The sequence below is a fragment of the Frateuria sp. YIM B11624 genome (genome assembly GCF_049727805.1).
Taxonomy (GTDB): Bacteria; Pseudomonadota; Gammaproteobacteria; order Xanthomonadales; family Rhodanobacteraceae; genus Frateuria_A.
In genome coordinates this window covers 93,311-116,322 of sequence record NZ_JBCNYA010000003.1, presented here as the reverse complement: position 1 = coordinate 116,322, position 23,012 = coordinate 93,311, and the positions used below count along the sequence as shown (strand labels likewise).

General features: G+C 68.0%; 21 protein-coding genes. 14 read left to right on the top strand and 7 right to left on the bottom strand.

Annotated features, from left to right (window positions below; translation table 11 throughout):
- Positions 1-46: 46 nt before the first annotated feature.
- From AAIL17_RS02475 to AAIL17_RS02445, 7 genes are all read left to right on the top strand, one after another.
- A complete protein-coding gene (locus tag AAIL17_RS02475; protein ID WP_424681226.1) occupies positions 47-604 on the top strand; it encodes a DUF3228 family protein in 558 nt (185 codons plus the stop codon).
- A gap of 85 nt (positions 605-689) precedes the next feature.
- Positions 690-1,550 (top strand): alpha/beta fold hydrolase, encoded by an 861-nt coding sequence (locus tag AAIL17_RS02470; protein WP_424681225.1) that lies wholly within the window; start codon positions 690-692, stop codon positions 1,548-1,550.
- Between the two features lie 367 nt (positions 1,551-1,917).
- Positions 1,918-3,081, top strand: a complete 1,164-nt coding sequence (locus AAIL17_RS02465) for a ScyD/ScyE family protein (RefSeq protein ID WP_424681224.1) — start codon at positions 1,918-1,920, stop codon at positions 3,079-3,081.
- Positions 3,082-3,316: 235 nt separating this feature from the next.
- Entirely contained in the window at positions 3,317-4,429 is a 1,113-nt protein-coding gene (locus tag AAIL17_RS02460; RefSeq protein ID WP_424681223.1) for an ABC transporter substrate-binding protein, read from the top strand.
- A gap of 100 nt (positions 4,430-4,529) precedes the next feature.
- Positions 4,530-5,180 (top strand): YdeI/OmpD-associated family protein, encoded by a 651-nt coding sequence (locus tag AAIL17_RS02455; RefSeq protein ID WP_424681222.1) that lies wholly within the window; start codon positions 4,530-4,532, stop codon positions 5,178-5,180.
- Between the two features lie 187 nt (positions 5,181-5,367).
- Positions 5,368-6,978, top strand: a complete 1,611-nt coding sequence (locus AAIL17_RS02450) for a S53 family peptidase (protein WP_424681221.1) — start codon at positions 5,368-5,370, stop codon at positions 6,976-6,978.
- A gap of 190 nt (positions 6,979-7,168) precedes the next feature.
- Positions 7,169-7,987 (top strand): class I SAM-dependent methyltransferase, encoded by an 819-nt coding sequence (locus tag AAIL17_RS02445; RefSeq protein WP_424681220.1) that lies wholly within the window; start codon positions 7,169-7,171, stop codon positions 7,985-7,987.
- Positions 7,988-7,996: 9 nt separating this feature from the next.
- Here the strand turns inward: AAIL17_RS02445 and AAIL17_RS02440 are convergent, their stop codons facing one another.
- From AAIL17_RS02440 to AAIL17_RS02430, 3 genes are all read right to left on the bottom strand, one after another.
- A complete protein-coding gene (locus AAIL17_RS02440; RefSeq protein ID WP_424681219.1) occupies positions 7,997-9,940 on the bottom strand; it encodes a CocE/NonD family hydrolase in 1,944 nt (647 codons plus the stop codon).
- Between the two features lie 91 nt (positions 9,941-10,031).
- Positions 10,032-11,282, bottom strand: coding sequence for an RNA polymerase sigma factor (locus AAIL17_RS02435; protein ID WP_424681218.1), 1,251 nt, complete (start codon positions 11,280-11,282; stop codon positions 10,032-10,034).
- Between the two features lie 2 nt (positions 11,283-11,284).
- Positions 11,285-11,632 (bottom strand): YciI family protein, encoded by a 348-nt coding sequence (locus tag AAIL17_RS02430; protein WP_424681217.1) that lies wholly within the window; start codon positions 11,630-11,632, stop codon positions 11,285-11,287.
- A gap of 189 nt (positions 11,633-11,821) precedes the next feature.
- Between AAIL17_RS02430 and AAIL17_RS02425 the strand changes: the two genes are divergently transcribed.
- Together AAIL17_RS02425 and AAIL17_RS02420 are read left to right on the top strand one after the other, a co-directional pair.
- Entirely contained in the window at positions 11,822-12,721 is a 900-nt protein-coding gene (locus AAIL17_RS02425; protein ID WP_424681216.1) for a bifunctional helix-turn-helix transcriptional regulator/GNAT family N-acetyltransferase, read from the top strand.
- Positions 12,722-12,927: 206 nt separating this feature from the next.
- Positions 12,928-13,407 (top strand): hypothetical protein, encoded by a 480-nt coding sequence (locus AAIL17_RS02420; RefSeq protein WP_424681215.1) that lies wholly within the window; start codon positions 12,928-12,930, stop codon positions 13,405-13,407.
- A gap of 47 nt (positions 13,408-13,454) precedes the next feature.
- On the opposite strand, the gene AAIL17_RS02415 is transcribed toward AAIL17_RS02420, so the two are convergent.
- The 3 genes from AAIL17_RS02415 to AAIL17_RS02405 form a co-directional block, all read right to left on the bottom strand.
- A complete protein-coding gene (locus AAIL17_RS02415; RefSeq protein ID WP_424681214.1) occupies positions 13,455-14,390 on the bottom strand; it encodes an alpha/beta hydrolase in 936 nt (311 codons plus the stop codon).
- Between the two features lie 114 nt (positions 14,391-14,504).
- Entirely contained in the window at positions 14,505-15,266 is a 762-nt protein-coding gene (locus AAIL17_RS02410) for a TerC family protein (protein WP_424681213.1), read from the bottom strand.
- A 75-nt stretch (positions 15,267-15,341) separates the two neighbouring features.
- Entirely contained in the window at positions 15,342-15,626 is a 285-nt protein-coding gene (locus AAIL17_RS02405) for a zf-TFIIB domain-containing protein (protein ID WP_424681212.1), read from the bottom strand.
- 453 nt (positions 15,627-16,079) lie between these two features.
- On the opposite strand from AAIL17_RS02405, the gene AAIL17_RS02400 reads away from it, so the two are divergent.
- The 5 genes from AAIL17_RS02400 (at position 16,080) to AAIL17_RS02380 (ending at position 22,243) form a co-directional block, all read left to right on the top strand.
- Positions 16,080-16,784, top strand: coding sequence for a GNAT family N-acetyltransferase (locus AAIL17_RS02400; protein ID WP_424681211.1), 705 nt, complete (start codon positions 16,080-16,082; stop codon positions 16,782-16,784).
- A gap of 172 nt (positions 16,785-16,956) precedes the next feature.
- Complete coding sequence (locus AAIL17_RS02395) at positions 16,957-19,713, top strand: Calx-beta domain-containing protein (RefSeq protein WP_424681210.1); 2,757 nt, start codon at positions 16,957-16,959, stop codon at positions 19,711-19,713.
- A gap of 210 nt (positions 19,714-19,923) precedes the next feature.
- Positions 19,924-20,367: a lysozyme inhibitor LprI family protein gene (locus tag AAIL17_RS02390; protein ID WP_424681209.1), complete on the top strand. Its 444-nt coding sequence runs from the start codon at positions 19,924-19,926 to the stop codon at positions 20,365-20,367.
- 38 nt (positions 20,368-20,405) lie between these two features.
- Positions 20,406-21,932, top strand: a complete 1,527-nt coding sequence (locus tag AAIL17_RS02385; RefSeq protein WP_424681208.1) for an XVIPCD domain-containing protein — start codon at positions 20,406-20,408, stop codon at positions 21,930-21,932.
- Between the two features lie 98 nt (positions 21,933-22,030).
- On the top strand, positions 22,031-22,243 hold the full coding sequence (locus AAIL17_RS02380; protein WP_424681207.1) for a DUF2945 domain-containing protein: 213 nt from the start codon (positions 22,031-22,033) through the stop codon (positions 22,241-22,243).
- Between the two features lie 112 nt (positions 22,244-22,355).
- Here the strand turns inward: AAIL17_RS02380 and AAIL17_RS02375 are convergent, their stop codons facing one another.
- Complete coding sequence (locus AAIL17_RS02375; RefSeq protein ID WP_424681206.1) at positions 22,356-22,982, bottom strand: hypothetical protein; 627 nt, start codon at positions 22,980-22,982, stop codon at positions 22,356-22,358.
- Positions 22,983-23,012: the final 30 nt, after the last annotated feature.

Here is a 23,012-nt window from a genome sequence, read left to right as displayed (position 1 = left end):
GGCCGATGCCGCGATAATGCAAACCCCGAACCATGGCCGGCGCCGCATGTCCATCGTCCTCACCGATTTCGCCCTTCCTCGTCTGTTTCCGCGCGAACCGCGGCGCAACACCATCCAGGACTGCACGCCCGGAGAATTCGAGCGCCACCTCAACCGGGTGAGGCCGGTGAAGGTGCTGGACGGCTATGCGCCGTTCTGCAAGTTGCACGTGCACCGCAACTGGACTTCCACGCGTTGCCTGGCGGTGCCGATCACCGACGGCAACCGGCACCTCCTTCGCGCGGACTACGAAGCCCGCACGCGGGAGGAACTGCCGGTGCTGGTGCGCTGGTTCGAGGGACTGGAGCCGCCGGTGGCGGGCTACCTGATCCCGATTCTCTACAGCCGCGACCAACTGGCGAAGGAGGGCTCGCCCATCGAGGCCGACTGGGGCGTCGTCGGCTGCATGTACACCGCCGAGCCGGAGGAAACGCCGATGGCGCCCATCACGATGATGCGCAATGCGCTGGGCGTGGATGAGGGCGGCTCGGGCGTGCCGCTGGACCGTGAGGCCTATCGCCGCAGCGTGGAGTTCTGGCGTACGCACGCCAACTGGCGGGGATAGCCGAAGCGGTGCCGGTGCGACGAACACGGCCGGATCACTCCGCGCTCCCTAGCTTGCGCCCGTTCGCTCGAACGGAGAGCCGCACATGGGCAGCGCTGCGATACGCCACCGGTTGCTGGATGTCGAGGCAGGCACCATCCACGTGGCCGAAGCCGGTGATACCGGCCGCCCCGCGATCCTGTGCCTGCACGGCTGGCCGGAGAGCTGGTGCGCGTTCGAGGCGCTCATGGGCGAGCTGCAGCACGATACCCACGTGCTCGCCATCGACCTGCCCGGCATCGGGGATTCCACCGTGCAGCCTGCCCCGGGCGACAAGCGCACACTGGCGGCATGCGTGCGCAGCGTGATCGCCGCCCTGGCGCTGCGCGAGGTCACCCTGGTGGGCCACGACATCGGCGGCATGGTGGCGTACGCGTTCCTGCGACGGTTCCCGGACGCGGTGGCGCGTGCGGTGATCATGGACACGGCCATTCCGGGCGTGGCGCCGTGGGACGAGGTCGTCCGCAACCCGCACATCTGGCATTTCGCTTTCCACGCGGTGCCGGACCTGCCCGAGACGCTGGTGGCCGGACACGAGGCCGACTATTTCGCGTTCTTCCAGCGCGCGCTGTCGGCGCGGCCCGACGATGCCGCCACGCGCGCACGCCGCCACGCCCAGGCGTATGCGCGCGCCTCGGCGCTGCACGCGGGATTCCAGTGGTACCGCGCCTTCGAGCGTGACGCGTGCGACAACCGCGCGGACGATGGGCAGCGCATCGGCACGCCGGTGCTCTACCTGCGCGGCGAACAGGAGAAGGGCATCGCGCTGGACGACTACGTGGAAGGGCTGCGGGCCAGCGGCCTGGTGGACGTGCGTGGCGGGCTGATTGCCGCCGGCGGCCACTTCGCGCCCGAGGAGCAGCCGCGGGCGGTGGCCGATGCGCTGCGGGCGTTCGCCATGCACTGACCTCCGGTGAAGCGGGCGGGGCCGATGGAGCCGCCGCGCCCGGCTTAACCACGCGCTGCACGCCGCGTCACGCCGGGGTTACCTCACCCGAGTAGGATCGCCGCGCCGAGGGCCGGGTAGTCCGGGGTTGGGAGGCCGACAGGCCGGTGCGCCGTGCAAGGCATGGGCGCTCCCTACACGCCGTACCACGCGGCCCCCGCACATCACGAGGCCGGGCGCCCGTGCCCGTGATGGCTTCGCGTGTCGGCCCCGCTCCGCAGGTGCGGGGCCGTGTTCTGCCGGTCGTCGACGGACCGCTCGACCGGATGTGTGCGAGGCGAACGCGGCACCGCCGGTTTCTGCCGCACTCCTCCCGGAGGATCACCCCATGACTCCACGTACGCCCCTCGTGGCCGGCGCGCTCGCGCTCGCCATCGCCCTTGCCGTGCTGCCCCGCGCCGCGGCAGGCGCCGCGCCCTTGCCCAGTGCGCAGGCCATCGCCAGCCTGGTGCAGACCCATACCGGCTATCCGGTGAAGGTGTCGGTCTATGCGAGTGGCCTCAACAGCCCGCGGGGCCTGAAGTTCGGACCGGACGGCTATCTCTACGTGGCCGAGGGCGGCCTCGGCGGCACGCACCAGACCACGCCCATGCAGTGCACGCAGGTGCCCGGCGTCGGGCCGTACAGCGGCAGTCCGACCGGCGGACGGATCTCGCGGATCGATCGCCACCATCACCGCGTCACGGTCACCGACAAGTTCCCATCCAGCCAGACCAGCCCGGCGCTCGGATCGCTGGTCAGCGGCGTGGCGGACGTCGCCTTCATCGGGCACACGCTGTATGCGCTCACGGCAGGCGCCGGTTGTTCGCACGGCGTGGCCGGGACCCACAACGGCATCGCGCGCGTCAGTCCGGACGGGACGATCTTCTGGATCGCCAACCTCAGCCGGTACCAGAAGCACCATCCGGTGCAGAACCCGGAGCCGGACGATTTCGAACCCGACGGTACCTGGTACAGCATGGTTTCGCTGCGCGGCAACCTGTATGCGCTGGAGCCCAACCACGGCGAGCTGGTGCGGGTCCGCCCCGACGGCGACATCAGCCGCGTGGTGGACGTCTCGGCCTCGCAGGGACACATCGTGCCGACCGCGCTGGCGTACCACGGCCGTTTCTTCATCGGCAATCTCAACACGTTCCCCATCGTGCCGGGCTCATCGAAGATCCTCGAGCTGACCCGCAACCACCAGTTGTGGCCCGTGGCGGGCGGACTGACCGAAGTGGTCGGCCTGGCCTTCGATTGCCGCGCGCGGCTGTACGTGCTCGAAAGCACCACCGGCAAGGGCAACCTCGAGCCGACCCCGGGGACGGGCAAGGTGGTGAGGATCGAACCTTCGGGCGCGCGCAGGACCATCATCACCGGGCTGTCGCTGCCGACCGCGATGACCTTCGGCCGCGATGGCGCGCTGTATGTGTCCAACATGGGCTTCGGCTTCCCGCCGGGCATGGGCCAGGTGCTGCGGTTCGACCTGGACGGCTGGCGCCACGGGCACTAGCAGGTTACCGGAGCGGTTCGCGCATGACGGGGGCCGCTCCGGCCTTCCAACCGCAGTTCCGGTGAGGACGTACTCGTTGCGCGCGACACCTCCGGTAAGCTGCCGCGAGAAGCCATCGCGAGAGCCGCCATGATGTGCGCCTGCCTTCCCCCACTGCTGCCGTTCGCCACGCTCTGATGGCGCGTGCAACGTCGAAGTCCTTCGTCGGCGCCATGGGTCGCCGGTACGGACGCACATGAGCGCGCCATCGCTACCCGGCTCGGTGCGAGCCGGTGCATCGTCCATCCCGATCGGCGCGCTGGCGCCGCTCACGCGGCCCGGCTGGGTCGAGGCGGGCCGGCATCTGCTCGCCGGACTCGAGCTGGCCGTTCGCGACGTCAACGCCGCCGGCGGCATCGCCGGTCGATCGCTGCGCCTGGTGGTCCGGGACACGGCGGCCGATCCGCAACGCGCCGCGGCAGCCGTGGAGGAATTGGCGGACCAAGGTGTGGTCGCCTTGGCGGGCGAATACCACAGCGTCGTCGCCCGTGCCGTGGCCGCCAGGGCCGATGCGCTCGGCGTGCCGTTCCTGTGCTCCTCGGCGGTGCTCGACCTGCTTGCCGATGTCCCGAGCGAGCGCATTGCACGCCTCGCCGCGCCGCAGTCGCGCGGCTGGCGGCTCTACGCGGATTTCCTGCTCGGCGCAGGGCACCGCCACATCGCCGTGGCCGCCGACCCGGGTGTCTACTGGGCCTCCGGCGTGCGCATCCTGCGCGAGCACCTCGCGCCGCGCGGCGGCACCCTGGTCGAGCTCGATGCGCGGGTGCTCGCCCCTGCGGCCGTGCGCGACGCGCTGGTGGAGCAGCGCGCGACGGCGCTTCTCCTGCTGGTCGGCTTTCCGGAGCCGGCGGTGTCGATCGTCAGGTCGGTCCGTGGTGATCCCCGTCTTGCCGGCCTCTGCATGGGCGCGCCCGCCGGCCAGCCGGAGTTCGCCGAATGGACGGAGTTGCTGGGCGACGACGGCGCCGCGATTCCGTTCCTGCGCTACCTGCCCGAGCGCCTCACGCCGCTCGGGGTACGCGTCGATGCCGAACTCCGCGAGCAGTTGGGCGAAGCGCCTTCCTTCGTCGGCCTCGAGGGCTATGACACGATTACTGTCCTTGCCGATGCGCTGCGCTCCCACGGCGTGGACCGGGCCCGCCTGGCCGAGGCCTGGCCGTGCATCGCCGTCGAAGGCACCCGCGGGACGATCCGGTTTTCCCGCGCACCCGGTGCGAACGTATGGCAATGGGCGTCGGCACCGATCCAGGTTGCCGACCGGGACCCGGCAGAAGCCGGCCGCTTCCGGGTTCTCCACGTCAGCGCATAGGCATGTCGGGAAGACCGGCCGGGTGCCGCGCGGGTGGGTTGGAGTGAACGGAGCCAGAGCGGCCTAGTACCCTTCGGGTTCCCCTCGCGGACGATCCGGGATGGCAAAGAAGAACATCGCATCAAAGAGCAGCGCATCAAAGAGCAGCGCACCGAAGAGCAGCGCACCGAAGAGCACCGCATCCCGATTCGAGACGAAGCTGCTGCGGCCGGCCGAACCCCGCGATGCCTCATGGGCGTTCGTGGTGCTGCCCGCAGAAGCCAGTGCGCGCCTCCCGCGCAGGGGCAGGACGACCGTGGAGGGCACGCTCAACGGCCAGGCGTTCCGCGCCACGCTCGAACCGGACGGCAAACTCAGCCATTGGCTCAAGGTGGACGAAGCCCTGCGCGAAGCCGCCGGTGCCACCGTTGGCGACACGGTCGCGCTCGAGATCGCCGCGGTGGCCAGGGAACCGGAGCCGGAACTTCCATCGGACCTGCGCCAGGCGCTGGACGACGCGCCCGCGGCCTGGGCGGCCTGGGAAAGCACCACCACCCTGGCACGCGTGGACTGGATCCACTGGATCGTCTCGGTCAAGCAGGCGGCCACCCGCGCCAAGCGGATCGCCGAAGCCTGCGACAAGCTTGCTTCAGGCCAGCGGCGGGTCTGCTGCTTCGACCCGTCCGGCTATTACAGCAGGGCGCTGGGGGCGCCTGAAGCAGCGGATCAGGAAGTGGCAGGAACACGGCTTGCCGCCGACGCATCGAAATAATTTGCGTCCATTCAAGAACTTACGATAGTCCATTCACCCTGGATTCGCCTTTTCCCGTGCTAGCGTCGCGAGGGTAGCGCTCGCCGGCAAGGGGCCGATGGCTGTCTGCATCGGGGCGGGTGCACTCGTGGGCGGCGGCGGGGGCCGACTCCCACGGTCACCATGATCTCTACGGGAGAACTGTTTCATGCAGATGAAGATTTCGACGCTGTGTCTGGCCCTGGGGGCCGCGCTGGGCATGGCGACAGTGCCGGCCATGGCCGCGCCCGCCAGCACCGCCTGGGTCACCACCGCGACACATGCCCACGCCCTTGCCGCGACGGCCTCGGCGAAAGACCTGGCCGAGCCGGGCATGCCCATCCATATCGCCGTCGCGCTCAAGCTTCAGAACCGTCCGGTGCTGGACGCCTTTATCGCTGACGCGCACAACCCGCACAGTGCGATGTTCGGTGCCAAGTTGCTGCCGCAGGACGTCACCGCGAACTTCTCGCCCAGCACGTCGCAGGTGCAGGCCGTGGTCGACTATCTCGCCAGGTCCGGCTTCACCCACATCAGCGTGGCGCCGAACCGGCTGATGGTCTCCGCCGACGGCACGGCCGCCAGCGCGCGCACCGCGTTCGGCGCGCGCCTGGTCCACGCGCGCGACAGCGAAGGCCACGCGGCCTACGCGAACATCGACGACGCCAGGGTGCCGGCCGCGCTGTCCGGCACGGTGCTCTCGGTGCTGGGCCTGCAGACGGTCTCGCACGCGCACACCATGATCCGCACGGCCGGCAAGCCGGGCGGCGGCGGTGGCGGCGGCACCATCACCGGGCACAACCCGACCACTTTCCCGAGCATCTACAACGCCGGCGGTACGCCGACCGCGTCGACGGTGACGGTGGGCATCATCAGCGACGGCGACATGACCCAGCCGCTGAAGGACCTGGCCAGCTTCACCAGCAAGAACGGGCTGCCGGCGGTCAACACACAGGTGGTGACGGCTGGCGCGGCCGGCACCGACACCAGCGGCACGGCCGAATGGGACCTGGACAGCCAGGACATCGTGGGCATGTCCGGCGGGGTGGGCAAGCTGATCTTCTACACCGCCACCTCGCTCAGCAACAGCGCGCTCACCACGGCGTACAACCAGGCGGTCAGCGACAACCAGGCGCGCGTGATCAACGTGTCCCTGGGCGAGTGCGAGACCTACACCTACCAGGACGGCACGATGGCGGCCGACGACCAGATCTTCGCGGTCGCGGTGGCGCAGGGACAGACCTTCTCGGTGTCCACCGGCGATGACGGTTCGAACGAGTGCGGCGGCAGTCCGCGCGGCACCACGCCGAGCTATCCGGCCAGCTCGCCCTACGTGGTGGCGGTCAGCGGCACCACGCTGGGCACCGGCAGCAACAACAGCTGGGCGAGCGAGACGCTGTGGAGCAAGGCCGGCGGCAGCCCGAGCACGGTCGAGCCCAAGCCGAGCTGGCAGACCCAGGGCGGCGGCACCACCCGCGACGTCGCCGACGTGGCGTTCGACGCCGATCCGAACTCCGGCTCGATCATCATCGTCAACGGCGCCAATGCGCAGTACGGCGGTACCAGCCTGTCGGCTCCGCTGTTCGCCGCCACCTGGGCGCGCATGCTGGCCGGGCATTCGTCGCTCGGTTTCGCCGGCCCGCACCTGTACCAGGTGCCGTCGAGCGTGTACCACGACGTCACCTCGGGCAGTAACGGCGGCGAGACGGCCACGGCCGGCTGGGATTACGCCAGCGGCTTCGGCAGCATCATCGTGAGCAACCTCAACGCCAGCCTGTAACTGGAAACCGCCCGGCGGCGCAATGCCGCCGGGCGGACACGCCTGGCCCGTCGCCTGGCTCACCTCGGAACGAACCGGTTTGATCGCGGATTCGTTTGAGACCCAATGAGTCGATGGGCCGATGGCAGTTCCCGGCACCCGTTTCCAAAGCAGCGTAGGCTCCGTGCCTCACCCGGCTGGAGCGCGCGCCATGCCAACGCCCGGAAACGATGCCCGATTCGACGGCGCCGTCGCCGCGCTCTACCAGTCTCTCCTCGTGCCTCTGATCTTCGAGCCCTACGCGGTGGATCTCGCCGTGCGGCTCGCCCGCCTGCCGGCGGCAAGCGTGCTGGAGCTGGCGGCGGGCACGGGCGTGGTGACGCGCGAGCTGGCTGCGCGGCTGGCACCTGGCGCGCAGTTGGTCGCTACCGATCTCAACGAGGCGATGCTCGCGGTGGCGCAGGCGCAGGGAACCGCCCGCGCGGTGACCTGGCGCCAGGCGGACGCGATGGCGCTGCCGTTCGACGATGCCTCGTTCGACGCGGTGGCCTGCCAGTTCGGCGCGATGTTCTTTCCGGACAAGGCGCGCGCGTTTGCCGAGGCGCGTCGGGTGCTGCGCCCGGGCGGCACGTTCCTGTTCAACGTGTGGGACCGGATCGAGGCGAACGATTTCGCCTGGGTCGTGAGCGATGCCGTCGCAGGGCTCTATCCTGACGATCCGCCACGCTTCCTCGAGCGGCTCCCGCATGGCTATGGTTCGGCCGCGACGATCGCGCACGACCTGACATCGGCGGGTTTTGCCACGCAGCCGGTGATCGAGACCGTCACGGCAAGCAGTCGTGCCCAAACGCCCTATCTCGCCGCGCTGGCCTATTGCCAGGGCACGCCCTTGCGGGGCGAGATCGAGGCCCGCGATCCGACGGGCCTGGAGGCGGCCACCCTGGCCGCCGCCGAGGCCCTTGCAGCGCGCTTCGGTGCCGGCCCGGTAGCCGGCAGGATCCAGGCGCTGGTGGTGGCAATCACCCGCTGACCCGAGCGGTCAGCCGCCGCTGCCCGAGTTGGATACCACCGGCAACAGCACCGCGCTTCGCCCCTCGGGACCGTGCTCGATGGTCACCGTCGCCTTGCGGTAGTCGGCCGGTTTGGCGAACAGGATGTTGGGCACGTAGGTCTGCGGGTTGCGGTCGTAGAGCGGGAACAGGCTGGACTGGATCTGCACCATGATCCGGTGGCCCGGCTTGAACGCGTAGTTCACCGTCGGCAGGCGGAATTTGTATTCCTGCACGCGGTTGGCCGGGATCGGCGACGGGTCGGAGAAGCTCTTGCGGTAGCGGCCGCGGAAGATGTCCAGCGAGACCGGCAGCTCGTAGCCGCCCATCGCCGGGTCGCTCGGATAGCTGCCCGGATAGACGTCGATCAGCTTGACCACGAAGTCGCCGTCGGTACCGGTGGTGCGGGCGAACAGGTCGGCGATCGGGGCGCCCTGGACCGTCACCGTCTGGGTCAACACCGGCGTGACGTAGGACAGCACGTCGGGACGGTCCGCCACGAAGCGCTGGTCCTGCACCAGCCAGGTGCGCCAGCGGTCGTTCTTCTGCGGGATCGGCCGCGGCAGGTAGGGCACCGGCTTGGCCGGGTCGGAGACGTAGCTGTCGCTGCCGCCGGAGGGCTGCTGGAAGGCCAGGCCCATGCCGGCCTGCAGGTAGAGCGGGGTGAGCGATTGCTCGCTGGCCGGCTTCCAGTTCGAGAAGCTGTCCCAGCGCTGCGCCACCGGGTTGTAGATCATCGCCTCCGGCAGCGGCGTGGCAAGAGGCGTGCCGCGCAGGTAGTGGTTGAACCAGGGGATCATCACGTTGCGGCGGAACTGCGCGGTGGTGTCGCCGGGCCACTTGAGCGGGCCCATGGTCCAGCCTTCGCGGTTGATCTGGCTGTGCCACCAGGGGCCCATCACCAGGTGGTTGTTGGCGCCGTGTCCTGCCTTCTCGAGCGCTTCCCAGGCATGCACCGCGCCGTAGATGTCCTCCTGGTCCCACAGGCCCTGCAGCCACATCGTCGGCACGGTGGAGGGATGGGCGACGAGCAGCCTGTCGAGCGCCTGCAATTGCCAGAACGCGTCGTACGCCGGGTGCGCCGAGAAACGGTTCCACCAGGGCAGCTGCTTGAAGCCGTTCGCCTCGGCGTAGGCGCCGGCCGAACCCGCTTCGAGGAAGTTGGTGTAGTCGTCGTAGTTCTCGCGCGGGATGTTGTCGCCCTCGCCCTTCTTGCTCATCTGGCCGGTGAAGTAGTCGAGGTTGACCTGGCGTAGGGCGCCGTAGTGGTACCAGTCGTCACCCATCCAGCCGTCGATCATCGGGCTTTCCGGCGCCGCGGCCTTCAGCGCCGGATGCGGGTCGAGCAGGGCCATGGCGACCGTCCAGCCGTCGTAGGACGAGCCGATCATGCCGACGTTGCCGTTGGACTCTTTTATGTTCTTCACCAGCCAGTCGATGGTGTCCCAGGCGTCGGTGGTGTCGTCGGTCTTGGTCGGGTTGAGCGGCCCCATCGGCGGGCGCGTCATGATGTAGTCGCCTTCCGATTTGTACTTGCCGCGCACGTCCTGCCAGACCAGGATGGTGCTGCCGTCGGCCCAGTCCTTGTCGCCCGACCACACCGCGTCGGCCATGTGCGGGCTGTTCTCCGGCATGAAGCCGCTGGCGTTGTAGGGCGTGCGCTCGAGCAGCATCGGCAGGCCGTGCGCGCCCTTGGGGATCACGATCACGGTGTGCAGCTTCACGCCGTCGCGCATGGGGATCATCACGTCTCGCTTGACGTAGTCGAAGTTGCCTTGCGGCTGCTTCCAGCTCGATGGGATGTCCGATCCGGTCTGGATCATATCGGGCGTCACCTTCGCGTTGTCGACGCCCGGCGTGGGCGCGGCGAACGAGGCGAGGGAAAGGGCGCAGGCGAGCGAAGCGATTGCCGAAGCCAGGGCGGCTTTTTTCATGGGCGTGGATCCTCATGGGGGGCAGGGCGGCAACCCGCGGGGTTGCTCCGCCCACTATGGGAACGTTTGCCTAGGTATTGCAACCGGCGCTTCAGCGCGGCAGTTCGGCCTGGCGCTTCTGCAGGAAACGCCGCACGGCCGGATCGCCGGCAAGGCCGATGGCGATCTCGAAGGCATCGCGGGCTTCCCGGTGCGAACCGATCCGGGCCAGCAAGGCGGCGCGCGCGGCCCAGTAGGGCTGGTAATCGACGAGCCGGCCGTCCTCGGCGAGCGCATCGACGATCTCCAGCGCCGTGTGCGGACCCTGCGCCTCCGCGATGGCCAGCGCCCGGTTGAGGGCGACCACCGGCGAGCCGGAGATGGCCAGCAGCATGTCGTAGAGCTGCACCTCGGGCGTGCGGTCGGTGCGTCCGCTGCGGCGGCGCTCGACATGCGCGGACTGCAGCGCCGCCTCGAGCTGGTAACGACCGATGCGGCCCAGCGTGCTCGCGCGCAGCAGCAGCGCTTCGGCCTCATCGATCATCGCCGCGTCCCACAGGGCGACGTCCTGCTCGTCCAGCGGCACGTAGTCGCCGTCGGCACTGCGGCGTGCGCGCCGCCGCGCCTCCGCGTAGAGCATGCAGGCCAGCAGGCCCAGTGCTTCGGGTTCCTGCGGCAGCAGGCCGGCCACCAGGCTGGCGAGGAACAGCGCCTCGGCGGTGAGGTCGCGGCGGAGCAGATCGGTACCGCCGGGATCGCTCCAGCCTTCCGCGAAGGCGGCATAGATCGCGTCGAGCACACCGTCCAGCCGACCGGCCAGTTCGTCGCGCTCCGGAACGGCAAACCGGATGCCGGCCTGGCGGATCTTCTGCTTGGCGCGCCCAAGGCGTTTGCCCATGGCGTCGGGCGAGGCGAGGAACGCCGCGGCGATGGTCTTCGCATCCAGCCCGAGCACCGCCTGCAACATCAATGGCGCGCGGATGCCGGGGTCGATCGCCGGATGCGCGCAGGCGAACAGCAGCGCCAGCCGCCGATCCGGAAGAGCCGCATCATCGGTCGTCGCCGACACTGCTTGGTCGAGTTCCGCCAGCACCTGCAACTGCGCGCTTGCGGCCTCGCCGCTGCGCCGGCGCCGGATGCCGTCGATACCCTTGCGCCGTGCCACGGTCAGCAGCCAAGCCTCCGGATTCGCCGGACAGCCGTTGAGCGGCCAGTCCACCAGCGCGGCGGCGAACGCATCGGACAGGGCATCCTCGGCCGCCGCCACGTCACGCATGGCGGCGGCCAGGAAGGCGACGAGCTTGCCGTAGCTGCGGCGCGCGACGGCGTCCGCGGTACGGTGTGCCTGCGTCGCGCCGTCCAACGCTACATGCTCCAGACCGGCCGCACTTCGATCGTGCCGTGGCTCGCGCCGGGGCAGCGGGCGGTCCACGCGAGCGCGGCGTCCAGGTCCGGCACGTCGATCAGGTAGTAGCCAGCCAACTGTTCCTTGGAATCCACGTAGGGGCCATCCAGTACCTGCGATTTCCCGTCCGCCACGTGCACCGTGGTCGCTGTCGAACTGTGCTGCAGACGGTTCAAGCCGACCAGCACGCCCGCGGTCTTCAGCGCCTGCGTGTACGCGCCATAGGCCGCGACGGCCTGTTGCTGTTCGGCCGGCGTCATGTCCGACCAGCCGTTCTCGTTTGAATAAAGCATCAGCAGGTATTGCATCGGGATTCTCCGCAGTGGGTGATCGGCGGGCGAATGCGTCGCCGTTCCGATGACGCGCGAGGTTCGATCATTTGGACAAGCCCGATCTTATCGGCGCGGAAGGCCGCATGAGCCAGCCCGACGAGAAAGCCTGACCGAGGTGGCTTGCCCGGACTTGACCGCCCGCATTTTGCTGACTAAAGTCAGGAAATGGACGAGCATCAGGTCGAGCAGGTCCGCAGCTTCAACCGCGCGGTGACGCGCCGGATCGGCGTGCTCACGGACGACTACCTCGGCCGTGGCCGGCCGCTCGCCGAATCGCGGTTGCTGTTCGAGATCGGCCGCGGCGGCGCCGAAGTGCGCGAGCTGCGGTCACGCCTGTCGCTGGACTCGGGCTACCTGAGCCGCATGCTGCGCTCGCTCGAGGCGCAGGGCATCGCCCGGTCGCGACCCGCACCGGGCGATGCGCGCGTGCGTCGGGTGACGCTGACCGCGAAGGGGCGCCGCGAATTCGACCTGCTGGACCGCCGCTCGCAGGAGTTGGCCGACGGGCTGCTGGCTCCCCTGCCGGAAACCCAGCGCCAGCGCCTCGTCGCCGCGATGGCGGAAGTGGAGCGGCTGATGCGTGCCGCCTCGGTCACGGTGGAAGTGGCCGATGCCGCCGGTGCCGACGCCCGGGCATGCATCGACGCCTACCTCGCCGAGCTCGCCGTGCGTTTCGACGCCGGCTTCGATCCGGCCCGCGGGCCATCGGCCGATCCGCGGGAACTGGTGCCGCCGTCGGGATTGTTCCTGCTGGCCCGGTTGGACGGCGAGGCGCTGGGTTGCGCCGCGCTCAAGCGCATCGGCGAGGGCGTCGGCGAGATCAAGCGCATGTGGGTGTCGCCCGCCGCACGCGGACTGGGCATCGCGCAGCGCCTGCTCGATGCGCTGGAGCATCACGCCGCCGCGATGGGGCTGTCCATGCTGCGGCTGGATACCAACCGCACGCTCACCGAGGCGCGCGCCCTGTATGCCCGCAACGGGTATCGCGAGATTCCTGCGTACAACGACAACCCGTACGCGGATCACTGGTTCGAGAAGCCGCTCCAGGCATCCGTACGCAGCTAGCGGAGGCGCTTGCTGACCGACGCCGGTGGCCGCCCCCGCTGCGCGTCGACCATCGCGATATCCCGCGCGGCCCACACGGTCCGCATCGTTTCCGGGCGCCATTTACGCCGCAGCATGGATCGAACAGCGCTGGACCCTGCTGACGGAAGGTGCCTGCGTTTTTCGCAATAGGAATTGCAGCCATCGTTACAGCAAGGAGCAACGCGATGCCGACCCCGCTCGAAACCTACCTCATCGACCTCCGGGCAGCCGGCGGCCTCGCCCTCGACCGATCGCGATTGGCCATCGGCGCCGACAACCAGTACGCCACTCTGCTGCGTGCCGGCGTCCAGGCGCATGTCAATGCAAGCTCGGGCGGGAAGATCGTCCCCAATTGCCTCGCCTGGTTTCTTCTGGAAGCGGGAAAGGCATGGTCGCAGGAGGCGAACGACCAGTGGCTGGACGGCGCACTGGCCGACTCGTCCGGAGCGGTGCCGACGCACTGTTACGTCTACCACGCCAAGATCAATGAGGCATTGAACGCCGGCAAGGTGGATGGGGCCGTTACGGTTGCGGCCTTCAACGAGAAGTACGCCGGCAACAAGAACTCGAGCTACGGCGAGATCGTCAAGGTCCTTGGTGCCGGCTATACCAAGGTCAAGAGCCCCTGCAAGGGAGGCGGCGTCCGGCTGAGCAAGCCGGCGTGAGCCACGCAGGCCCTGTGCCGGAGGGGTGAGCGCCGCTCCCTGCGTCGCTACTGCGGCAACACGCCGATGGTTACCAGCCAGGTCTTCGCCAGTTCGGGCCAGCCGGAAACGGGAAGCTTCGTTTGGCGCAGGCCGAAGGCATGGCCGCCGTGGGCGTACAGGTGCATCTCCGCGGGCGCGCCCGCCTTGGCGAGCGCGGTGTAGTAGACCAGCGCCTGTTCCACGCCATCCACGTGGTCGTCCTCGGCCTGCAGGACGAAGGTCGGCGGCGTGTCGCGGGTGACCGGCACGTTCGGGTTCAGCTTGCCGTCCATCGCCAGGTGGCCCGGATAGATCGCCAGGGCGAAATCCGGGCGGATGCTTTCCGTGTCCGCCGTGTCGACCGGCTTGTACAGGCGCTGCTTGTAGCGGGTGCTCGCTTCGGCGACCAGGAAGCCGCCGGCGGAAAAGCCCATGACGCCGATCCTGTGCGGATCGACGTGCCACTCCCTGGCGTGGTGGCGCACCAGGCCGAGCGTGCGCTGCACATCCTCGAGCGCAAGCGTCGGCACCATGTAGTTGTGCGGGCGGCAATCGCAGTGCCAGTCGTAGGGCGGGCCCGGCACGCGGTACTTGAGCAGCACGCAGGTGATGCCGTTGGCGGTCAGCCAGTCGCAGGCCTCGGTGCCTTCCAGGTCGATGGCCAGGATCTCGAAACCTCCGCCGGGCAGCACCACGACCGCGGCGCCGCTGTTCCTGCCCCTGGGCGGATAGACGGTCATCGTCGGGCGCGTCACGTTGGTCACCGCGGTGGCCGGCCGTCCCGCGATCAGGCCTGTGCTGACCGTCGCCTTTTCCGGCCCAGGCACCGGCTGTTCGTCCGGTACCGCGCCCGGCCAGATCGGCACCTGGGTGTGGCCCGGCGCGGGTTGCCAGGTGCCAGGTCCAGCCTGCGCGCCGGTGGCGGCAAGCAGCGTGCACAGCGTTATCAGCAACGTCCTCATCGCGCGTCCCTCCCCAGGAAAGGCTGGATCATGATCTCCCGGCGAGGCGGCGAGCGGGCGCAAATCGGGCACGAACGGGCAAGCGGACGCCGGGTCGTCGCCGATCCGGACGTTTCAGGCCGGGTCGTCCGATCCGGCCTGCTGTTCCTGGAGCTTCGTCGGCCGTCCGCTGCGCTTGCGGATCCACAGGTTGATCAGCTCGACGAACACCGAGAAGGCCATCGCCGCGTAGATGTAGCCCTTCGGGATGTGCCGGCCGAAACCGTCCGCGATCAGCACCAGCCCGATCATGATCAGGAAGCTGAGCGCGAGCACCTTGACGGTCGGATGCCGCTCCACGAAATCGCCGAGCGGCCTGGCGAAGGCCAGCATGAAGCCGATCGAGATCAGGATCGCCGCGACCATTACCCAGCGCTCGTCCACCATGCCTACGGCGGTGATGATCGAGTCGAGCGAGAAGACGACGTCGAGCAGCATGATCTGCACGATCACGCCCCCCATCGAGGCGGCCGCCGCTCTTGCCGGATTCGCGTCCGCCGCCGCGCCCTCGAGCTTCTGGTGGATCTCGTGGGTGGCCTTGGCGATCAGGAACAGGCCGCCGCCGATCAGGATCAGGTCGCGCCAGGAGAACGCCTGGCCGGCGACCGAGAACAGCGGGGCGGTCAGCCCGACGATCCAGGCGATCGCCATCAGCAACGCGAGCCGCGTGACGGCTGCCAGCGCGATGCCGAGCCGGCGCGCCTTGTCGCGCTGCCCGGGCGGCAGCTTGGCGGCCAGGATGGAGATGAAGATGATGTTGTCGATGCCCAGTACGAGCTCGAGCGCGGTCAGGGTGGCCAGCGCAATCCAGATCTCGGGGTTCAGCAGTGCGTCCATCGATATTCCACTCGCGGGATGGGCTCAAGGGGTGCCGGCCCCGGGGAGAGGGCCGGCGGCGCGTCGCAACGGCAACTAGAAATCGAACAGCTCGCCCAGCAGCGACTTGTGCCGCTTGCGGCCGTGCTTGTGGCCGTCGTGGTAGCCGTGGTCGTGGGCGGGAGGGTAGGGCCGTCCGTTGTACGGCGGTGCGGTCCCGGCCGCCGTGAAGGGCGCGGCAGGCGGTTCGGCCCGCTCGATGAGGCGGTCGAGCTCTCCGCGGTCCAGCCAGACGCCGCGGCAACTGGGGCAGTAGTCGATCTCGATGCCTTGGCGGTCGGTCATGGCGAGGTTCACGGTCTTGCATACGGGGCACAACATGCGTCTGTCTCCGGAGTCCTGCCGGATCTGCGGCACGGCTGCCGCACGGTCCGGTGTCGACCTGCGGGCGTCGGCATGCATGGCGTGGTGGCATGCCGGAACCCGCGGGCCAGGCCGCAGCGGACATGCATCGGATGGACGCACCTTCGCCGCGGAACGGCGAAGGTCTTGCTCACAGGCCGGATCGGCCTGCTGCTGCACCGGAGCCTGGGCTAGTCAGCCTGGCTCGTCATGACGGCGTCAGCACGTGGGAGCTACTCCCCTTCGGGATCGAAGGCTAGCACGGAGACCAGCGCCGATGGCAACCGTCGACGACGGCGATTCACGGCGGAGTCCGGCAAGTGCTGCGCTGGCGACGCGCGCACGTCCGGTCGGTTCGTGCGGCCTAAGCTTGCAGGCAAGCGGGCTTTGGCGCAGGTTTCCGTGTCGATCGACACGATGGAGGACCGTGGCATGAACCTGCTCGACCGGCCGGTCTGGTCCAGCCTCTGCACGGCCCACGCGGAACTCTCGCTGGGCGACGACCTGGCGCGGCGATACGAGCCGGACGTCAATCGCTTTGCATCCGCGCGCGACGACAGCGAGGCCGCGCTGCAGGCTCTGGCGCGGCTGGTGCAGCCATCCGATCCCGTGTTCGTCCTGCAGGTGCCGGATATCCGCATTCCCTCGGACCTGATCGCGATCAGGCAGGCCACGGGTGTGCAGATGATCGCCGAGGCGGCGGTGGCGCCGCCCGACGAAGCGGCCGACATCGTCGCGCTGTCCGATCGTGACGCGGCGGAGATGCTGGCCCTGGCCACGCTCACCGAGCCTGGCCCCTTCCTGCGCCACACGCATCGCATGGGGTGCTTCTTCGGCATCCGCATCGACGGGCGACTGGCGGCGATGGCCGGCGAGCGGTTCCACTTTCCGGGATACACCGAGGTCAGCGGCGTCTGCACGCATCCCGACTTCCGCGGGCGCGGCCTGGCCAAACGCCTGTCCCGGCATGTGGCCGCGGGTATCGCGGCGCGCGGTGAAACGGCTTTCCTGCATGCGTGGAAAAGCAACGAGGCCGCGATAGCGCTCTACCACGCGCTCGGTTTCCGGTGGCGATACGACGTGAACGTCGCCGTGCTCGAACGCGTATCGGACAGCCCCGCTCGAGGGCACGATTAGCGACGTCTCAGGGCACTGCATCTCCCTGCCGTGACGCCGCACACACCCGGTTCACGCCGCAGTTCCGTTACTGGCGGCGCGCCCGCGATGGCGCGCCGTTACGATGCCATCGCGCTGTCATCAGGCGCTGCAAGGCTTGGGGGAATACATCCACAACGAGGGGAGTCTCGACATGCATGGATCACGTCGCGCCATGGGGATGGCGCTATGTCTTTTTGCGGCCTCGCTGCCTGCGCTGGCCGCCGACCTCACCATCAGCAATTTCCGGGTGCGCGGGCCGGCGGGCGGCAACGACGAGTTCGTCGAGCTGCACAACGGTTCGGGTGCGCCGCTCGCGGTGGGCGGCTACGCGCTGCTCGCATCCAACGCCTCGGGCACCACAGGCACCCGCGCGACGCTGCCCGCGGGCACCACGATCGCGCCGGGCTGCTACCTGCTGCTGACCAACAGCGCCAGCGGCGGCTACTCGGGCAGCGTGGCTGGCGATGTCAGCTACAACACCGGCATCACCGACACGGGCGGCCTGGCCATCGCCGACGCCGGCGGCCAGGTCGTCGACCAGGTGGGCCTGAGCAGCGGCTCCGCCTATGGCGAGGGCACGCGCCTGGCCTCGCTCGGTTCCACCAACGCCGACCAGTCCTACGCGCGTATCCGCGATGCGGCGGGCAACGTGCAGGACACCGGCGACAATGCCGCCGACTTCGCCTTGCAGGCGCCCTCGCAACCGCACAACAGCAAGGGCGGTTGTTCCGACGTGGGCCTGAGCGTGTCGGTAGCCGACGCGGCGGTCGACGAGGGCGACAGCGGCACCACCGCGCTGGTGTTCACCCTGAGCCTGAGCAAGCCGGCGCCGGCCGCGGTGCAGGTGCGCTTCACCACCGCCGACGGCGCCGCCACGGTGGCCGATGGCGACTACGACGCAGTGGACGAAGTCGTGCCGTTCGCGGCCGGCGATTCGGAACAGAAAGTCACGGTCGCCGTGCACGGCGACACCACGGTCGAGCCGGACCAGGATTTCGCCGTGCACCTCAGCGAGCCGTCCGCCGGTCTTGCCATCGCCAGAGGCGATGCGATCGGCGGCATCCTCAACGACGACGCGGCACAGGTGGAAATCTTCCAGATCCAGGGCAGCGGTGACCGCTCGCCGTTCGTCAGCCAGCCGGTGATCACCCGCGGCAACGTCGTCACCAGCGTCGGCCCGTCCGGTTTCACCATGCAGACGCCCGATCGCCGCGACGACCACGACCGCTACACCTCCAATGGCGTCTACGTGTTCACCGGCAGCGCGCCGCAGATGGCCGTGGGCGACGCGGTGGACGTGCGCGCAAGGGTGTCCGAGTACTACGGGCTGACGGAGCTGACCGGCGCCACCATCACCGTAACGGGCACCGGCCAGCGCCTGCCGGCGCCGGTCGTGTTCGGGCGCAAGCTGCCGTCGAGCGACCCTGGCCACCTGTCCTGCGGCATGACCAACTTCGAATGCTTCGAAGGCATGCGCATCGTGGTGCCCAACGGTATCGTCGACCGCGGCAACCAGCGCTACGGCAGCGACCCGTTCGCCGAGGTGTTCGTCAGCGCCAACGGCACCCGCTCGCTGCGTTCGCCGGGCGTGCCGTTCGGTACCGAGCCGTCGGACATCCACTCCGGGGTGTGGGACGGCAATCCCGAGGTGTTCGAGATGGACGCCGACGCGCTCGGCGCCGTACCCGAAGGCACCGGCATCAACGGCGGCGCGCGCTTCATGGCCGAGGGCGTGATGAGCTACAGCTTCGGCGACTACGACTTCCAGCCTACCAAGCTGCGCATCCTCGATCCCAACACCTTGCCGCGCCCGGTGCATGACCTGAACAACGCGCACGGCTTGCGCGTGGGCAACCTCAACATGCTGCGCCTGTGCGATACCGACGGCGGCAACAGCCAGTACGAGTGCGGCGACGACGGCACGCCGACCGAGGCGGACCTGAAGCTCAAGCTCGAGCGCCTGTCAGCCTACATCGGCGGCGTGCTCGAACTGCCCGACGTGCTGGCCGCCGAGGAAGTGGAGAGCCAGGCGGTGCTGCAGCGATTGGCCGACCAGTTGGCCGCAGACTGGCACGTCACCTACAGCGCCCACCTCGTGGACGGCCACGATCCCAGCGGCATCGACGTGGGTTTCCTGGTGCGCACCGACCGCGTGCGCGTGGACGAGGTGACCCAGCTCGGCGGCGACGCCACCTGGACCGACCCCGGCACGGGCAAGACCGACTTCCTGCACGACCGTCCGCCGCTGCTGCTGGAAGCCACCATGCTCGACCGCAACGGGTTCTCGTTCCGGTTGATGGCGGTGCACCCGAAGTCGCGCATCGGCGTGGACAGCGGCGCCGACGCTCCGCGCAATCGCGAGAAGCGCTTCGAGCAGGCGAAGGACATCGCGCAGGACGTGCAGAACCTGCAGACCGACGCCAAGTCGGCCTACGAGCCGCTGGTGGTGCTGGGCGACTTCAACGCCTATCAGTTCACCGACGGCTGGGTCGACGTGGTCGGCGCCATCGCCGGCACCTACGACGACAGCGCCAACCTACTGAACCTCGGCGGCAACATCGTCAAGCCGGCGCTGTGGAACGCGGTGCAGTCGGTGCCGGCGAACGACCGTTACTCGTTCATCTTCACCGAGCAACTGGGCGCCATCCAGGGCTACGCCCGCAACGGCTCGTTCGACTCCGGCCGTGACGTGCCGGTGGCGCAGGTGCTCGACCAGGCCTTGCTCGACCGCCTGGCCCAGCGCTGCTTCCGCAGCTTCCAGTACGGCCGTGCCAATCTGGATGCGCCGGACCAGACGCAGGACGATGCCGCCGGCTATCCCGACATCCGCAAGGCCATCGGCGTGTCCGACCACGATGGCTTCGTGCTCGACCTCGCCTGTCCGGGGTTGTCGCACAGCGCCCACTGAGGGTGGCGTCGAAACAGTGATGAAGGAAGGCCCGCCAGCGATGGCGGGCCTTTTTTTGGCCAGCGGAAGCCGTCGATCGCGGTCGATGTGCGCGAATCCTGACGTCCTTGGCATTACCGGCCGCCAATCGTAGTCATCGGCTGACAGACACGCGCACCGGGCCGCGGCAAGCTTGTTTCTCCTACGGAAAGCCCGCCACCAGGAGCTGCCATGAAACGCATCAGCATGACCGCCATCGCCTTCGCCCTGCTTGCCTGCGGGGCGAAGGCAGGGGCGACCGACAGCACCAGCGAATTGATCCGGCGCGATGCGCCGAAGGGGATCACCGAGGCGTTCTATGCGTGTATCGACAAGGCGGGTTCGGCCGATATTGAGCAAGCTGCGTGCCTGTCACAGGAACGGGAGCGGCAGGATCACCGCCTCAACAGTACATATCAGGCGCTGCTGCGCAAGCTCAATGAGAATCAAAAGAAAGGCCTTGTCGACGCAGAACGCAGCTGGCTTAAATTTCAAGACAAAACTTCTGAATTTGAAGGGTCGATCTATGGGAGCAACCTTGTCGATAACCTTCAAATTGAAGAGAACGAGCTTTTTTCGATTTGTCGTCGAGCAAACGAGCTAGACGAGTATTCGGCTATCGCTGACGGTTTGTAACACCGCATTTCAGTCTCGCTCGTTAAAGGAGTAACGGCATGCCTGGACCGAATACGCACGACCTTGATGCCCTTGCCGGCGCCATGTATTTCATTGTGGGGCGAGCTACGGAGGGTGGCCCCTTTCCGTATCATCTGACTATCGCGGGCATCACTTTTAAAGGAGCGGAGCCGAACTGGGGCGATACCGCTAGGGTCGCGGTCAACAGTGGCTACTCGCTTGGCACCATTCAGGTCGACCTCGGACAGCGTGGGACCTGGCCTCTAGGGGCAACGAAGGACGCGCCCCTGCAGCCCGGTCAAGTCACTTATGTGGATGGTCTCATCTCGCAGGTGGCGAGCTACGCAAAAGCACACCATCTCAAATTCCCTTCAGACACTACGGAACTTCGTGCTCAACTGCTCTCGCACGGAGACGGCAAGCGGCACAGGAGCACCCTGGTTTTCATTGACCCGGACGTGCGAGACAGCATCAACGCCTGGGCCGGATCAGGGGAGGGACAAAGCTGGATCCATCGGAACATCGACTACCCGCAGATTCGCAGTGCCACGCAGGCAGCTTTGGAAATACTGGATGCCGCAGGCCGAAATATTCCTGAAGATCGACGTTTGGAAACCATTGCCATACTTACTAAGACGGCGAATCAAAGACCCGCGGCATTGGCCGAATTCCGCAGCGTCCTGTTGCAGGGAGGGGATTATGATGACGTAGTCGCTAAGGCTAACGAAATTACGCGCCGCCATCACAACTACGCAGCCCCCGCAGCTGCCGCTGCGGCTAGTCGTTATGTGAATAGCTACGCCGATAGTGATACATCTGCCGCGCTGGATCGCGCACAAGCCAAAGTGGCCTCCGTGGGTTTCAATCCTTCCACTGCCTCGACAGATCCCGATATCCGGAAAACATTGAAGACCCTTGGCCTTGATGACTCGGTTCACGTTCTACGCCAAGGCTCCCGCGGCGATCAGGTCATCGCTCTGCAAACCGATCTTGCCAAGCTGGGCTTCACCGATGCGCGCGGCATCGTACTCAATGCGGACGGCGCGTTCGGCCCCGGCACTCGGGCGGCGGTCGAGACGTTCCAGCGAACGCACGGGCTGAAGCCCAATGGTCTTGCTGGTCAGGAAACGCTGAGGGTCCTGCACGAAGCCACGCGCCGGCAGGCGGCCAGTCTGGCGGATGCCGGCCATCCGGGGCATTCGATGTTCTGCCAGGCGCTCGAACGGGTCCACGCCATCGATGCACGGCACGGGCGAACCCCCGACGCCTTCTCGGCCAATCTCGCCGGATCCCTGGCAACGGCGGCTCATGTCCAGGGCCTCGAACGGATCGACCACGTGACCCTGGGCGAGGGTGCAACGCGCGCTTTTGCGGTCCAGGGAGATTCGCGCTCGCCGCTCAGGCAGATCGCCTGCGTGGATGTCATGCAGGCCATCACCACGCCGCTGGCGCTCAGCAGTAGCGAGTTCCTGGCAGCTTCACGGACGAGCGACGAACAACAGGCGCAAGGTGTCCAGCCGCAGTCGCCGCTGGTGCAGTCGCCACTCGAGGGCATGCATCGATAGCGGTCGTGGCCGCATTGGCATGGCGGTGATTTGCGCGCGACCATGTTCGTCGCACCGCATAGCGATCGCCGTCCAAAAAGGCGGCCAGGGAGAGAACCATGAAGCACAAGTTCAAGGTGGGCGACCACGTGCGCTGGAACTCCGAAGCCGGCCACGTCGAAGGCACCATCACCAAGGTGCACACGCACGATACCCAGTACAAGGGCCACACGCGCCATTGCAGCGAAGAGGACCCGCAGTACGAGATCAAGAGCGACAAGACCGACCACATTGCCATGCACAAGGGTGGCGCCTTGCAGAAGGTCGATTGAGCTTCCCTGGCCGAATAGGATTTGGTCGGATCGGGCGCATCTGACTCGGGACGCGCGCAGGCAGGTTATCCGCGGAGACAGTCCCGCCAAGGAACCGCCGCGCACACGATGGTCAATGGCATTCGGGCGGGACGTAGATCGTGGCGCGCTGCTTCACCAGCGGCAGCCACGCGGGTGAGTTGTCGATGCCCGGATTGAGCTCGAAATCGCGCTCCCCATCCGTGATGCCCAGCTTGCTCCAGCCGATCTCGCCCGGTCCCGGCGCCGACAAGGGCTTGCACTTGTTCTCGCGCATCAGGTTCTGCAGGGCGTTGCCGATCGGCGGGCAGGCTTCCCGGTAGAAGGCGTCGAACGGCTTGTCGCCGGCGTGGTTGCGCATGCCCACGAAGCCGACCGCCACCTTCTTCACCGCGTCGTAGGTATTCATCTGGATGGTGGCCTGCAGCCGACCCATGCCCAGGCCGCAGTGGGTGCGCCGGTCGAGGTAGTGATCGGCGTAGGCCAGGTTGATGTCGTTGACCTTGGAAGTGATCGGCGGCAGGCCGTCGACCGCCCAGGCGGGATCCTTTTTGTCGTCCCAGTTGCGGTTCCACATGATGCACATCAACGCGATGTAGCTGACCACGCCGCAGGACGAGCCGCGCCACGCATAGCCATGTTGCCTGGACACCGCGGACGCCCTGTCCAGCGCGGCTGAGACGTACTGCCAGCACGGATCGGTGGGACTCTTGCTGGCCATGGCTCCTCCTGTGGCGTTTGCCGGCCTGGG